Here is a 14,053-nt window from a genome sequence, read left to right as displayed (position 1 = left end):
TGGTCACTTCGGCGGTAACGCCCGCACCCGCTGCACACTGCGCCTCACCCAACCCTGCAACTGGCGTTTGGTTTTCACCCCGTCGGCGTCCACCCGCAGCCAGCCGCGCGTATCTCGGCCGCCCATCACCATCGGGCTAACATGCGCGCGGGCCAGCAATTTGTCGGTATCTTCCGGCGGCACTCGCACCAGCAGGCCGCCCTGACCGCTGGCGGCGACGGTCATGCGCCCGGCAATCAGAAACGCCACGCCACCGAACATCCGCTTTTCTTCGACACCGTGTTCGCCGGCAAGCACCTCGCGGAGGCGCTCAACCAATTCCGTGTCGTAGGCCATCGCCGCTCTAATCCAGGTCGATCCGGATGGTTAGCAGCTCGGTGCCCACCGCGCGCACGGCAGCGCTGTTGAGCCGCGGCAGGCTGCGCAGCCGCGTGACGGGGTCGTCGTCGGGCAGCAGATGGGCGGTGCCGCTGCGCCACCGGCCATGGATGCGCACCCGCACCGCCGGATTGGCCTTGATATTGCGGACGTAGTCGGAGTGCTCGCCGTGTTCGGAGACCATCCAGAACTGGTCGCCGACCAGCCGACCGCCGACCGCGGTGCGTCGCGGCTGGCCCGACTTGCGCCCTGTTGTCTCCAGCATGGTCACCGGCAGCCGCCGGCCGACCGGGTTGACGACGAGCCGCTGGACACCGCGGACGACTCGCCGCTTGAGCCTGGGAAAAGCCGCCATGGTTGGCGAGCGTAGCTCAGGCCGCTGTAACCGTGGCGTGCGCCGGTTCCAGTGCTTGCGCGACGACCTCGGCGACGTCGGCGATCGGCTTGACGTCCAGCGCCCCAAGCACTTCGGCGGGGACATCGTCGAGGTCCGCCTCGTTACGTGCCGGGATGAACACCGTTGACAACCCGGCCCGCTGGGCGGCGAGCAGCTTCTGCTTGACGCCGCCGATCGGCAACACCCGGCCATTGAGCGTCACCTCGCCGGTCATCCCGACGTCGGCACGGACCTGTCGCCCGGTGGCCATCGACACCAGCGCGGTCACCATCGTCACACCCGCCGACGGCCCGTCCTTGGGCACCGCGCCCGCGGGCACGTGCACGTGGATGCGCCGGTCCAGCGCCCTGGGGTCGACGCCCAGTTCGGCGGCGTGTGAGCGCACGTAGGACAGCGCGATCTGCGCCGACTCCTTCATCACGTCGCCGAGCTGACCGGTGAGCTGCAGTCCGGGTTCGCCGTCGTTGGCGCTGGCCTCGATGTAGAGCACGTCGCCGCCTAATCCGGTGACCGCCAGGCCGGTCGCCACACCCGGCACAGCCGTGCGCTCGGCCGACTCGGGGTGAACCGCGGACGGCCCAAATACCCGACCAGGTCCGGTTCGTCGATGACGACCGGCGCCTCGGCGCCCCCGGCCAGCCGCGTGGTCACCTTGCGCAGTGCCTTGGCCAGCAGCCGGTCGAACTGCCGCACACCGGGCTCGCGGGTGTAGTCGGCGGAGATCTTGCGCAGCGCCGCCTCGGTCACCGTTACCTCGTCGGCGGTCAGGCCCGCTCGCTCGCGTTGCCGCGGCAACAAGAAGTCGCGGGCAATGGCCAACTTGTCGTCGGCGGTGTAGCCGTCGATGGCCACCAGCTCCATGCGGTCCAGCAGCGCCGACGGGATGTTTTCGACGACGTTGGCGGTCGCCAGGAACACCACGTCGGACAGGTCCAGATCCAGGTCCAGGTAGTGATCGCGGAACGTGTGGTTTTGCGCGGGGTCGAGCACCTCGAGCAGCGCCGCCGCCGGGTCGCCGCGGAAGTCGGAGCCGACCTTGTCGATCTCGTCCAGCAGCACAACGGGATTCATCGACCCGGCCTCGCCGATGGCGCGCACGATGCGGCCCGGCAGCGCGCCGACATACGTGCGCCGGTGCCCACGGATCTCGGCCTCGTCGCGCACACCGCCGAGGGCGACCCGCACGAACTTGCGGCCCAGCGCCCGGGCGACGCTTTCGCCCAGCGACGTCTTGCCAACACCGGGCGGCCCGGCCAGCACCATCACCGCACCCGAGCCGCGCCCGCCGACGACCTGCAATCCGCGCTGGGCCCGCCGGGCCCGCACCGCCAGGTATTCGACGATGCGGTCCTTGACGTCCTCCAAGCCATGGTGATCGGCGTCCAGAATCTCGCGTGCCGCCTTCAGGTCGGTCGAATCCTCGGTGCGCACGTTCCAGGGCAGGTCGAGCACGGTATCCAGCCAGGTGCGGATCCAGCCGCCTTCCGGGCTTTGCTCGCTGGCGCGCTCCAGCTTGCCGACCTCCCGCAGTGCGGCCTCGCGCACTTGCTCCGGAAGGTCGGCGGCTTCGACGCGGGCCCGGTAGTCGGCCGAACTCCCGGCGGCGCCCTCTTCGCCCAACTCCTTGCGGATCGCCGCCAGCTGCTGGCGCAGCAAAAACTCCTTCTGCTGCTTTTCCATTCCGGCGCGGACATCTTCGGCGATCTTGTCGTTGACCTCGACCTCGGCCAGGTGGTCGCCGGTCCACTTGATCAGCACCCGCAGCCGCTCGGCGACGTCTTCGGTCTCCAGCAGCTGCCGCTTCTGGATGCCGCCTAGATATGACGCGTAGCCGGCCATGTCCGCCAGCGCCGACGGATCGGTCAGCCGGTTGACCATGTCGACCAGCTCCCACGCCTCGCGGCGCTGCAGCATCGCCAACAGCAGTTTCTTGTATTCGGCTGCCAACTCACGGGTCTCGTCGGTGGGATCGGGCTCGACAACCTCGCGCACCTCGACCCACAGCGCCGAACCTGCTCCGGTGGTCCCAGCGCCGATGTGCGCACGGCGCTCGCCGCGCACGATTGCCGCCGTACCCCCTCCGGCGACCCGTCCTACCTGCAGAATCGACGCCAACACCCCGTAGGACGGGTAGCGGTCCTCCAGCCGGGGCGCGATCAGCAGCTTGCCCGACGCGCTGGCGCGGGCCGCATCGACCGCCGCCCGCGCAGTGTCGTCAAGCGCGATCGGCACGACCATTCCCGGCAAGACGACCGGGTCGCTGACGAACAGAACCGGGACTGATTTGGCTACAGCCATCAAACCTCCAAAGTTAAGCCTGATGCGCTCAATTCTGATCGGCGCCGGTTTGTTCCCCATACTGGTGGGATAAGCAAGGAGGCACACGTGACAGCACGTCGGCACGCAGATATCGACGTGAGCTACGACGAGCACGCGCTGGCCACAACAGGACCGGAACGCGAAGCCGCCGGCCTCAAGGCGGTGCTGGTGGCGATGCAGCGCGGACTGGCCTCGATGGGCCCGCTGCGCACCGCGGCGTCACTGCTGCGGTTGAACCAGCGCAACGGCTTCGACTGCCCGGGCTGCGCCTGGCCCGAAGAACCCGGCGGCCGCAAAATCGCGGAGTTCTGTGAGAACGGCGCCAAGGCCGTCGCCGAAGAGGCCACCAAGCGCGTCGTGACGCCCGAGTTCTTCGCTCGGCATTCGATCGCTGACCTCGAGGCACGGCCAGAGTACTGGCTGTCGCAGCAAGGCCGGCTGACTCATCCGATGGTGTTGCGCCCGGGCGACGATCACTACCGTCCGATCAGCTGGGCGGCGGCCTACCAGTTGATCGCCGACGAGCTGCGCGCCCTCGACGACCCCAACCAGGCTGTGTTCTACACCTCGGGACGCACCAGCAACGAAGCCGCTTTCCTCTACCAGCTGATGGCGCGCAGCTTTGGCACCAACAACCTGCCGGACTGCTCGAACATGTGCCACGAGTCCTCCGGCGCGGCGTTGAGCGAAACAATCGGGATCGGCAAGGGCTCGGTAAGCGTCGCAGACGTCGTCAACGCCGACCTGATCGTCATCGCCGGCCAAAACCCCGGCACCAACCATCCGCGCATGCTGTCGGTGTTGGAGAAGGCCAAGAGCAACGGCGCCCGCATCGTCGCGGTCAACCCGTTGCCCGAAGCGGGCCTGATCCGGTTCAAGGATCCCCAGAAGGTCCACGGGCTGCTGGGACACGGTGTCCCGATCGCCGACGAATTCGTGCAAATCCGCCTCGGCGGCGATATGGCGCTATTCGCCGGTCTGGGCAGACTGCTGCTGGAAGCCGACGACCACGCGCCAGGCACCGTCGTCGACCGGGACTTCATCGCAGCGCATTGCGCGAATTTCGAAGCCTACGAAGCGAACACCCGCGCAGTCGACCTCGACACCGTGGTGGAGGCGACCGGCGTCGACCGGCAGCAGCTGCACAGGGTCGCCGCGATGCTGGCCGCGTCGCAACGCACGGTGGTGTGCTGGGCGATGGGGCTCACCCAGCACCGTCACGCGGTGCCCACGATCGCCGAGATCAGCAACGTACTCCTGATGCGAGGCATGATCGGCAAGCCCGGTGCCGGATTGTGCCCCGTCCGTGGACATTCCAACGTCCAGGGCGACCGGACGATGGGCATCTGGGAGCAGATGCCCGAGTCGTTCCTGGCCGCCTTGGACCGGCGCTTCGGGATCGTCAGCCCGCGTGAGCACGGCCTGGACACCGTCAACGCCATCCGCGCCATGCGCGACGGCAAGGCCAAGGTGTTCATGGGCATGGGCGGCAATTTCGCGTTGGCCACACCGGACACCGCCGCCACCGCGTCGGCTCTGCGGAATTGTTCACTGACCGTGCAGGTTTCGACGAAGCTGAACCGCAGCCATATCGTGCACGGCGCGACGGCGCTGATACTGCCGTCGCTGGGCCGTACCGACCGCGACGTCCAAAATGGGGTCAAACAGCAAGTCTCCGTCGAAGATTCAATGTCGATGGTGCACCTGTCGCGGGGCAGCCTGCACCCGCCCAGCGACCAAGTGCGCAGCGAGGTCGCCATCGTCTGCCAGCTGGCGCGCACGCTGCTCGGGCCGCAGCACCCGGTGCCGTGGGAGATGTTCAACGCCGACTACGACACCATCCGCGATGCGATCGCCGACGTGGTGCCCGGCTGCGAGGACTACAACGCCAGAGTGCGCCAGCCCGACGGTTTCCAGCTTCCGCACCCACCGCGCGACGCACGCGAATTCCCCACCAGCACAGGCAAAGCCAACTTCGTTGTGAACCCGCTACAGTGGGTTCCGGTGCCGCCCGGCCGGCTGGTGCTGCAGACGCTGCGCAGCCACGACCAGTACAACACCACGATCTACGGCCTGGATGACCGCTACCGCGGGGTCAAGGGTGGTCGCCGGGTGGTATTCGTCAACCCGGCCGACTTAGCGGCCTTCGGTCTGCGCGAGGGTGACCGTGTCGACCTGATTTCGGAGTTCACCGGTGCTGATGGTCGGGTGCAGGAGCGCCGGGCGAAGGATTTCATGGTGATCGGTTATCCGACACCGGTGGGCAACGCTGCCGCGTACTATCCCGAGACCAATTCGCTGGTAGCGCTGGACCATGTTGCCGCCAAGTCGAATACGCCGGTGTCCAAGGCGATCGTCGTCCGGTTGGAGCCCGCTCAATGGGCAGGGTGACGGCCCGGCGGCGCGCGCAGCATGTCTGGACCGGCGGCGCGACGGACCGGTCTGAGACCCTAGTCGTGGAGGAGCCGTTGGAGCTCCGGTTGAACGGCGCCCCCATCGCCGTCACGATGCGCACACCGGGGTCGGATATCGAACTGGCGCAAGGTTTTTTGTTGACCGAGGGGATCATCGCACACCGTGACGACGTGGTCGGGGCGCGGTATTGTCGTGGCAACGGCCCGGATGGCGCCAACACCTACAACGTGCTCGACGTGTCGCTTTCGCCCGGCATTGCGATACCCGATGCCCGTAACTTCTACACCACCTCCTCGTGCGGTGTGTGCGGCAAGGCATCGCTGGAGGCGGTCCAGCTGACCAGCCGCTACTGTCCGGGCGATGACCCGTCGACCATCGCGGCGGAAACGTTGTCGGCCATGCCTATTCGGCTGCGCGAGGAGCAGGCGGTATTCGCCAGCACTGGCGGACTGCATGCGGCGGCTCTGTTCACCGTGGACGGCGCGCTGCTGACGGTACGCGAGGACGTCGGCCGGCACAACGCCGTGGACAAGGTGATCGGTTGGGCACTGGAGCACAACCGCATACCGCTGACTGCCACGGTGCTGCTGGTCAGCGGCCGCGCATCGTTCGAATTGTGCCAGAAGGCGGTGATGGCCGGTATTCCCGTGCTGGCGGCTGTCTCCGCGCCCTCGTCGCTGGCGGTCGACCTGGCCAGCCAATCGGGGCTGACCCTGGTGGCGTTTTTGCGCGGCGACTCGATGAACGTCTACACCCGCGCCGACCGGATCCAGCCGACTCCTGGCCCCAGGTAACCACCGTCACGTCGACGCCCGGCCCGCCGCGCGCTGACGCGCGCGGAAAGCCTCCACCTTCGCGCGGTTACCGCAGGTGCTCATCCCGCACCAATGCCGGGTTTTGGCCCGTGACGCATCTACGTACAGACGAGTGCAGCCCGGGTGGGCGCACCGTTTGACGTTGTCGATATCGGCACCTGCGAGCAGGTCGAGGACATCCGCGGCCAGGGTGGCCAGCAGTTGCGGCGCGGTGCCCTCGCGGCGGACCGATCCGGTTCGCTGCAAGCGCAGGGTAAGCGGGCGTTGGGACGCATGCTCGTTGAGCAGGTCGACGTCGGCGGGTTTGGGCCGGCGGCGCTCGAGCCGCGCCGTAACCGTGTGGTAGATGGCCTCACGCAATGCCAACGCGGCCGCGAGATCGTCGTCAGTGACCTCGATCACGGTGTCGAGCAACCTCGCCTGGCGTGCCCAATCTGACAGCAGCGCAGGCCGCGACAACAGTTCCTGAGGCGCTGGACCGTGCCGCGATTTCAGGGTGCCGGCGAAGTCCAGGCAAGGGCGACCGCTGACGAACACAAACGTCATGTAACCACCTTGACAGGTTTCACGGCGAGCCGCAAGCTGTAACCATAAGCTGTAACCATATAGACCGGTTACACACATTGGCGGCCCGATGTGAACGCAATGAGCGGCTCGGCCGTCTAAAGCACTAGACAGGAAAGGGGCTGCCCAAAATGGACCTCGACCGCATCACCCACCCGTTGAGGTTGGCGAAAGGATCTCATCGGCCGGGATCGGGCAAGGGTTGTGCGATGAACGTGATCTCCTACGTCAACGGCGAAACAGAGATCACCGACTTCCCAACGTGCTCGGCCCGACCGCTCGCCGTCCTCGTTCAAGCCTGTAACGACCTGCTGGCCGGGCCCGATGGCTACCTGTCACCCACGAACAGCATGCTGGCTCTCGAATTGGCCTGGCAGACCGTGGGAACCGCCGATGTGCCCGACACCGTGATCCACGCCTGGTTGGCAGAACTGCTCAGCAATCCGACGTGGGGTGTGGTTCGATTCGCGAAAATCACTGCGGTCAAAGCGATCCTCGACATTGCCGGGTTGCACCGCGCCGCGGCTTCGGGCCACAAGCCGGCTCTTGCCGAATGGGAGGCCGCTGACCGCGGCGCCCGCGCGATATCCCCGACCCTCAACGCCGCCGGACTCTATGCCGTCCGAGCCGCATCCGAGTCGACCGTGCTGGTCGACACCCATCTCAGGGTGACTGTCGAAGAGGTGACCGCTCACGCATTGCGCGCCCACGCGCTCGCCACCGGCGGCGCCATGGCAAGCCGCATCGTCGAGCTCACCCGTCACGCGATCCGCGCATGGCGTGATTTGGCCGGCCTGGACGACGCCGGCGACATCCGGCCGGCGGCCACCGACAGTGCGGTGGAACTCGTCGGGGTGCCGGTGTAGAGGCGGACTGTGCTCGCGCTGGCCCAAACGGTTCGGCTCAGTCGTCGATGTGCGCCGGTGGGTAGGCGAAGGCAGGATCCCAAGGGTGCTGGTCAGGACCCATCAATTCGCAGTGCCTGTCGGGTACCAGATAGGAACTAAGACCGCTGGGGACCAAGCGGGTGACCACCACGCAACGTTGCCAGGAGCCGTCAGGCTGGACGGGTCCATCGCACTTGCCGAGAACGGGGCCGCCGTACAGGCAGCCAGCGCGCGCCGACGGCGCTGAGACGACCAGTGACGCGGCCATCAGCAGCGCAGCCGCTCCTGCGATGATGCAGCCCTTCATGGCTGTCTCCCGTCTTCGCCACTGGGCGCTGCGGCAAACGTGCCGCGACACCCACCGGCGACGGCTCGGTCAGCAACCCACGACGTTACCCCACCACCGACGTCACGCTGTTGATAACGGCACCAGGCGGCGCAATTGGGTCACATGCTTGGGTGACAGCTCCTCCAGGCACGTGACACCCAGCAGCCGCATCGTACGGGTCAACTGTCCCGTCAGGATTTCGATCGCGCGTCGCACACCGGCTTCGCCGCCGGCCATCAACCCGTACAGGTAGGCGCGCCCGATCAGCGTGCAGCGTGCGCCAAGGGCAATCGCGGCGACGATATCGGCGCCCGACATGATGCCGGTGTCCAGCAGGATCACGGTGTCACCGCCGAACTCGCGAGCCACCGAGGGCAGCAGATGAAACGGCACCGGGGCCCGATCCAGCTGGCGCCCACCATGATTGGACAACACGATACCGTCGACGCCGATCTCCACCACGGCGCGGGCGTCGTCGAGAGTCTGGATTCCCTTCACCACGAGGGTGCCGGGCCATTGGGTTTTGACCCACGCCAGATCGTCGAATGTGACACTGGGATCGAACATGGTGTCGAGGTATTCGGCGACGGTGCCCGGCCAGTGGTCCAGGGATGCGAATGCCAGTGGCTCCGTGGTCAAGAGGTCGAACCACCAGCGCGGGCGGACGCAAGCGTCGAGCACGGTGCGAAGCGTCAACGACGGCGGGATCGTCATCCCGTTGCGGGTATCGCGCAGCCGCGCGCCGGCGACCGGCACGTCGACGGTGACCAACAGCGTGTCGAATCCGGCTTCGGCGGCTCTCCGCACCAAAGCCATCGACCGGTCGCGGTCTCGCCACATGTAGAGCTGAAACCATTTGCGGCCGTGCGGAATCCATGTCGCCACGTCTTCGATCGAAGCGGTTGCCAGCGTGGACAGCGAAAACGGGATCCCCGCGGCGGCCGCTGCCCGGGCGCCCGCCATTTCGCCAGCGGCGTGCATCAACCGGGTGAAGCCGGTCGGCGCGATCGCGAACGGCAACGCCACCGGCGCCCCGAGGACGTCCCAGCCGGTACGAACGGTACTGACGTCGCGCAGGATCGCCGGATGAAACTCGATGTCACGGAAGGCTTGTCGCGCACGATCTAAAGAGATCTCGTCGTCAGCGGCACCATCGGCGTAGTCGAACGCCGCTTGCGGAGTGCGTCGCCTAGCCAGACGTCGCAGGTCGTCGATAGTCAGTGCGGCATCGAGCCGGCGCTGAGTGCGGTCGAGTCGAGGTCCGCGGACCCGGATTAGCGGCGCGAGGTCGCGCACTGCGGGCAGGCGTCTGTGCAACCGTGGTGACATGAGATCCGCACCTGACCCCTTCGATCTGCAGCGTTTCGTGGACGCGCAGGCCGGCGTCTACCACACCGTAGTCGAGGAGCTGCGCGCCGGCCGCAAACGCAGCCACTGGATCTGGTTCATCTTTCCGCAGCTGGCCGGGCTGGGCAGCAGCCCGATGGCCGCGCGCTATGCAATCTCCTCGCTGGAGGAGGCCCGGGCCTACCTTGCCCACCACATCCTCGGGCCGCGGCTGCACGAGTGTGCCCGGCTGGTCAACGCGATCCAGGGCCGCTCGATCCACGACATCTTCGGCTCTCCCGATGACCTCAAGGTGCGCTCGTCGATGACGCTGTTCGGCCGTGCTACCGACGACAACCGGGATTTCGTCGCGCTGCTCGACAAGTACTACGGCGGCGAGGAAGACCCGCTGACGCTCAAGCGGCTCAGGTAGGCCGCAGGATGCGCCAGCCGTGCGGTTCCACCACCACGGTGTCGACGATTTCCCTGGGCGGCGCGTTCGACCCGGCGATCACCTGCGCTCGGGGGACGCTCGTGTGCAGCGGCGCGTCGTCGACGTTGAGAGCCACGATCAGCGCCTCGTCGCCGCGGAAGGCCCGGTACACGTACTGCCGGTTGTCGAGCCGCAGCGCCGTTGTCGACGCGGCATGCAGCCACGGGTAACGTCGCCGCAGCCCGATGAGGTACTGGTGCAGCGTCCACAGTTGCGCCCCGCGCTCGTCCACCGGCAGCGGGGGAGGACCGAACTCCGGGCGCACCGCGTCGTCGCCGCCGAACCGCTGCTCCTTGACACCCTGATAACCGAACTCGTCACCGGCATACACGCTGGGAATCCCGCCGACGGTCATCAGGATCACCACGGCAAGGGCCACATGGCCAGGATGATCGAGTCGGCTGGCGATACGGGTGACGTCGTGATTGCCGACAAACGTCAGCGGCGCAAAGCTACCGAGAAACGTGTTGTGCCGTTGCAACGCCCAGTCCAGCTCGTAGAAATTGCGGTCGTTGAGGCTGCTCCAGATCGCCTTCCACAACTCGTACTGGGTGACCGAATCGAACGCGGCCTCTGCGACCACCGCGGGATAGTCGCCGTGAATGAGCTCACCCACGAACCACGCGCCGGGATGCGACTCACGCACTCGCGGTAACACGTTAGCCCAAAATCGCTGCGGGACAGCATAAGCCGCGTCCAAGCGCCACCCGTCAGCGCCGCGCCGAAGCCAATACCGCATGACGTCGACGGTGTAGTCGGCGACCTCGGGATTGTCGTGGTTGAGCGTGATAAGGTCGGCGTGGCCTTCGAAGGGGTAGTCGCGCAACCACGCCTCGTTACGACGGGCAAAGTCCACGCCGACGTGGTTGAACACTCCGTCGAGCAGCACACGCAGGCCGCGCCGGTGCGCTTCGGCGACCAAGTGGTCGAAATCAGCGTCGTCGCCAAGCCGAGGGTCGATGCGATAGTGATCGGTGGTGTCGTAGCCGTGGGTGCGCGAGGCGAAGATCGGCCCCAACGCAATACCCGATGCGCCCAAGGCGATCACGTGGTCAAACCACGCGGCGATGCGCCGCAAGCGATGCTCGCCGGACTCCGGTGGCCGCTGTGCGGGAAAGGCGCCGACGAAGCCGAGCGGATAGACCTGCCACCAGATCACATGCTCGACCCACACCGGCGCGCTCACCGGATTACCTTGTCAAACTTTGTCAGCTGGCGGCGGCCAACGCCTGCGCGGTGGTGGTCGCTTGCGCCACGCCGGCGACTATCGCGGCGACCTTCAACGCCTCGTAGATTGTCTCCCGGCCCACACCTGCGTCGCGCAGCGTGCGTTCGTGCGCGTTGACGCAATCCGGGCAGCCGTTGATCGACGACACCGCGAACGACCACAGCTCGAAGTTGGCTTTGTCGACACCGGGATTGGCGATGATGTTCATCCGAAGGCCGGGGCGCAGGTCGTCGTACTGGCCACCCAGAAAGCCGCGGGCGCGGTAGAACACGTTGTTCATACCCATGATGGCCGCGGCGCCCAGTGCCGCCTGATAAGCCTCGGCGGACAGGTAGTCGGCGGCTTCTGCGCCAATCTCGGCGAGCACCTGGGTGTTTCGGGTCGCTGCCGCGCTGGCTAACAGGGTGCCCCACAGCTGCTCTTCGTTGAGCGCCGTGGTGCGGGTGATCGAACCCAGGTTGAGCTTGAGGTCCTTGGCGTATTCGGGCAGCGCGGACTTGAGGTTCTCGATGCTCATGCGCCGCTCCTCCTCATGGTTCGCTCTGCATCGTCGCCAACGCGGCTCATCATGCCGACTTCCTGAGCTCTTCGGCGGCGTCGATGGTCGGGTCACCCTTGCGCCAGTTGCACGCGCACAGCTCGTCGGACTGCAGCGCATCGAGCACGCGCAGCACCTCGTCAACATTGCGGCCCACCGAACCCGCGGTCACCGACACGAATTGGATTTCGTTGTTCGGGTCGACGATGAATGTCACCCGGTCGGCGACACCCTCGTCGTTGAGCGCGCCGGTGGCGGTCACCAGCTCGCGCTTGATGTCGGAAAGCATCGGGAACGGCAGCGTCTTGAGGTCCTCGTGCTGGACCCGCCAGTGGAAGTGCACGAATTCGCTGTCGACCGAGACTCCCAACACCTTCGCGTCGCGATCCTCGAACTCGTCGTTGAGCTTGCCGAACGTCGCGATCTCTGTCGGGCACACGAACGTAAAGTCCTTGGGCCAGAAGAAAATCACCCGCCACTTGCCCGGATAGTCGTCGCTGGAGATGGTGGTGAAGTAGTCGCCGGGCTGCTTGGCGTCGACCTTCGACAGATCACCACCGATCAGCGCGGTGAGCCGGTAGGCGGGGAACTGGTCGCCAATGGTCAACAGGGCCATGTCACTCCTTCGATCACGATCACGAACAGGCAGAACCTTTTGTCTCACCACCATGCTGCCGTAACTCCACTTTGAATTAAAGGTGATATATGCCACTATACTTATCGATATGGCCGATAAGAGTTATCAGCCGACCCTCGCTGGACTCCGGGCGTTCGCGGCGGTGGCCGAGAAACAGCATTTCGGCAGCGCCGCAAGCGCTCTCGGGGTGAGTCAGTCGACGTTGTCGCAGGCGCTGGCCGGTCTGGAAAGCGGGCTTGGCGTCCGGTTGATCGAGCGGTCGACTCGGCGCGTGTTCTTGACGCCGGAGGGCAGGCAGCTGCTGCCGCACGCCCGGGCCGTGCTCGAGGCTGTCGACGCGTTCACCGCGGCCGCGGCCGGGGCGTCCGACCCGCTACAGGGCAGCCTGCGGCTGGGGCTGATCCCCACGGTGGCGCCCTACGTACTGCCGACCGTGCTGGCCGGGCTCGCCGAGCGGCTGCCGGCGCTGACGTTGCGGGTGGTCGAGGACCAGACCGAGCGACTGCTGGCGGCGCTGCGGGAGGGTGCCCTGGACGCCGCGTTGATCGCATTGCCCGCGGAAACCAGCGGCCTGACCGCGGTCCCTATCTACGACGAGGACTTCGTGCTCGCGCTGCCCCCGGGGCATCCGCTGTCCGGCAAGCGGCGGGTGCCGCCGACGGCGCTGGCGCACCTGCCGCTGCTGTTGCTCGACGAGGGCCACTGCCTGCGCGATCAGGCGCTGGACGTGTGCCACAAGGCGGGCATCCGGGCCGAGGTGGCTAATACCAGGGCGGCGTCGCTGGCGACGGCAGTGCAATGCGTGACGGGCGGGCTCGGCGTGACGTTGATCCCGCAGAGCGCGGTGCCCGTCGAGGCGGCGCGCAGCCGACTGGGCCTCGCGCAGTTCGCGTCACCGCGGCCCGGTCGGCGGATCGGGCTGGTGTTTCGGTCCTCAAGCGGCCGCGACGCGCCCTACCGGCGGCTGGCCGCCATGATCGGTGAGCTGGTCAGTAGCGACCAAGACGTCCGTCTGGTCCGCTAGCCGGCACCCGCCCGTCGACGCCGGGCAGGAACGTGTTCTAGTTTGCATCATGCTGGACTTCACCCGGGAGAACATCAGCGCCGAGGACGTCGAACGCCTACGAGCCGTCTACGAGCCGCTGGCCCGCTCGGTCCGCGAGCTGGTCGACGCCACCGTACGGACCCGGGCCGACGCCGACGCCGTCGCGGCCGCCAAGGCCGAGATCGACTCGGCGACCGCGCGGCTGCGCGAAAAGCAACTTGACGGCACGTTCGGTGTCCGCTACCTGGCCAGCGGCGAGCGGATGGCATGGGGCAACGCCGTCATCGGCATCTGCAATCCGCTCGCCCCGCCGCTGCTGGTCAACCGCGACCCGTCCGGCAAGGTGTGGTGTGACTTTCACCTGGGCGCGGCCTACGAGGGCCCGCCGGGCCACGTCCACGGGGGAGTTGCCGCCCTGGTTCTGGACCACCTGCTCGGGGAAGCTGCCAGTGACGGCGTGAATCCCCGTTTCACCGGAACCATCAGCCTTCGGTATGTGCGGGCAACCCGACTGGGCCGACTGCGCGCCGAGGCGTGGACCTCCCGCGTCACGGGGTCCAAGACGTTCGCGGCGGGTCATCTCGCCGACGACGAGGGGGTGACGGTCGAAGCCGAGGGTGTGTTCATCTTGCCCAGGTGGCTGCGCGAACAGCCAGACGAGCAGGCGGATCGGTAGGTTTCGG

General features: G+C 67.0%; 14 protein-coding genes and 1 pseudogene. 6 read left to right on the top strand and 9 right to left on the bottom strand.

Annotated elements, in window-relative coordinates; all coding sequences use genetic code 11:
* Nucleotides 1-3 precede the first annotated feature (3 nt).
* The 3 genes and pseudogenes from MYXE_RS12230 to lon form a co-directional block, all read right to left on the bottom strand.
* The gene (locus MYXE_RS12230) at nt 4-336 is read right to left on the bottom strand and encodes a TfoX/Sxy family protein (protein WP_003921841.1); all 333 of its coding nucleotides are present in this window, start codon (nt 334-336) and stop codon (nt 4-6) included.
* 7 nt (nt 337-343) lie between these two features.
* Nucleotides 344-733 carry a nitroreductase family deazaflavin-dependent oxidoreductase gene (locus MYXE_RS12225; RefSeq protein ID WP_003921842.1) on the bottom strand — a complete coding sequence of 130 codons (390 nt, stop codon included), beginning with the start codon at nt 731-733 and terminating at the stop codon, nt 344-346.
* A 16-nt stretch (nt 734-749) separates the two neighbouring features.
* Nucleotides 750-3,073: pseudogene (lon, locus tag MYXE_RS12220) on the bottom strand (endopeptidase La).
* 87 nt (nt 3,074-3,160) lie between these two features.
* On the opposite strand from lon, the gene MYXE_RS12215 reads away from it, so the two are divergent.
* Together MYXE_RS12215 and fdhD are read left to right on the top strand one after the other, a co-directional pair.
* On the top strand, nt 3,161-5,485 hold the full coding sequence (locus tag MYXE_RS12215) for an FdhF/YdeP family oxidoreductase (protein WP_085196204.1): 2,325 nt from the start codon (nt 3,161-3,163) through the stop codon (nt 5,483-5,485).
* Entirely contained in the window at nt 5,473-6,303 is an 831-nt protein-coding gene (fdhD, locus tag MYXE_RS12210; protein WP_003921848.1) for a formate dehydrogenase accessory sulfurtransferase FdhD, read from the top strand. Before MYXE_RS12215 ends, fdhD begins: the two co-directional genes overlap by 13 nt.
* 6 nt (nt 6,304-6,309) lie before the next feature.
* Here the strand turns inward: fdhD and MYXE_RS12205 are convergent, their stop codons facing one another.
* Nucleotides 6,310-6,870, bottom strand: a complete 561-nt coding sequence (locus MYXE_RS12205; RefSeq protein WP_161552090.1) for a CGNR zinc finger domain-containing protein — start codon at nt 6,868-6,870, stop codon at nt 6,310-6,312.
* A 227-nt stretch (nt 6,871-7,097) separates the two neighbouring features.
* Between MYXE_RS12205 and MYXE_RS12200 the strand changes: the two genes are divergently transcribed.
* Complete coding sequence (locus tag MYXE_RS12200; RefSeq protein ID WP_197904865.1) at nt 7,098-7,754, top strand: hypothetical protein; 657 nt, start codon at nt 7,098-7,100, stop codon at nt 7,752-7,754.
* 37 nt (nt 7,755-7,791) lie between these two features.
* Here MYXE_RS12200 and MYXE_RS12195 read toward each other — a convergent pair whose 3' ends face one another.
* Together MYXE_RS12195 and MYXE_RS12190 are read right to left on the bottom strand one after the other, a co-directional pair.
* Nucleotides 7,792-8,082 (bottom strand): CDGP domain-containing protein, encoded by a 291-nt coding sequence (locus tag MYXE_RS12195; protein ID WP_085196198.1) that lies wholly within the window; start codon nt 8,080-8,082, stop codon nt 7,792-7,794.
* 102 nt (nt 8,083-8,184) lie between these two features.
* A complete protein-coding gene (locus MYXE_RS12190) occupies nt 8,185-9,432 on the bottom strand; it encodes an alpha-hydroxy acid oxidase (protein ID WP_085196196.1) in 1,248 nt (415 codons plus the stop codon).
* Between MYXE_RS12190 and MYXE_RS12185 the strand changes: the two genes are divergently transcribed.
* Nucleotides 9,431-9,862, top strand: a complete 432-nt coding sequence (locus MYXE_RS12185) for a DUF1810 domain-containing protein (protein ID WP_003921856.1) — start codon at nt 9,431-9,433, stop codon at nt 9,860-9,862. The two genes, MYXE_RS12190 and MYXE_RS12185, sit on opposite strands and share 2 nt — an antisense overlap.
* Here the strand turns inward: MYXE_RS12185 and MYXE_RS12180 are convergent.
* The 3 genes from MYXE_RS12180 to MYXE_RS12170 are packed head-to-tail and all read right to left on the bottom strand — an operon-like array spanning nt 9,855 to nt 12,304.
* Nucleotides 9,855-11,108, bottom strand: a complete 1,254-nt coding sequence (locus MYXE_RS12180; protein WP_085196194.1) for an alpha-amylase family glycosyl hydrolase — start codon at nt 11,106-11,108, stop codon at nt 9,855-9,857. The genes MYXE_RS12185 and MYXE_RS12180 overlap by 8 nt on opposite strands.
* A gap of 22 nt (nt 11,109-11,130) precedes the next feature.
* Nucleotides 11,131-11,667 carry an alkyl hydroperoxide reductase gene (locus tag MYXE_RS12175; protein WP_003921858.1) on the bottom strand — a complete coding sequence of 179 codons (537 nt, stop codon included), beginning with the start codon at nt 11,665-11,667 and terminating at the stop codon, nt 11,131-11,133.
* A gap of 49 nt (nt 11,668-11,716) precedes the next feature.
* A complete protein-coding gene (locus MYXE_RS12170) occupies nt 11,717-12,304 on the bottom strand; it encodes a peroxiredoxin (protein ID WP_003921859.1) in 588 nt (195 codons plus the stop codon).
* A gap of 109 nt (nt 12,305-12,413) precedes the next feature.
* Between MYXE_RS12170 and MYXE_RS12165 the strand changes: the two genes are divergently transcribed.
* Complete coding sequence (locus tag MYXE_RS12165; RefSeq protein ID WP_085196192.1) at nt 12,414-13,349, top strand: hydrogen peroxide-inducible genes activator; 936 nt, start codon at nt 12,414-12,416, stop codon at nt 13,347-13,349.
* A gap of 49 nt (nt 13,350-13,398) precedes the next feature.
* The gene (locus MYXE_RS12160; protein WP_085196190.1) at nt 13,399-14,046 is read left to right on the top strand and encodes a PaaI family thioesterase; all 648 of its coding nucleotides are present in this window, start codon (nt 13,399-13,401) and stop codon (nt 14,044-14,046) included.
* Nucleotides 14,047-14,053 lie beyond the last annotated feature (7 nt).

The organism is Mycobacterium xenopi (genome assembly GCF_009936235.1).
GTDB lineage: Bacteria > Actinomycetota > Actinomycetes > Mycobacteriales > Mycobacteriaceae > Mycobacterium > Mycobacterium xenopi.
Note: the sequence above shows the minus strand (reverse complement) of the source record. Positions and strands in the feature narration are given on the sequence as shown.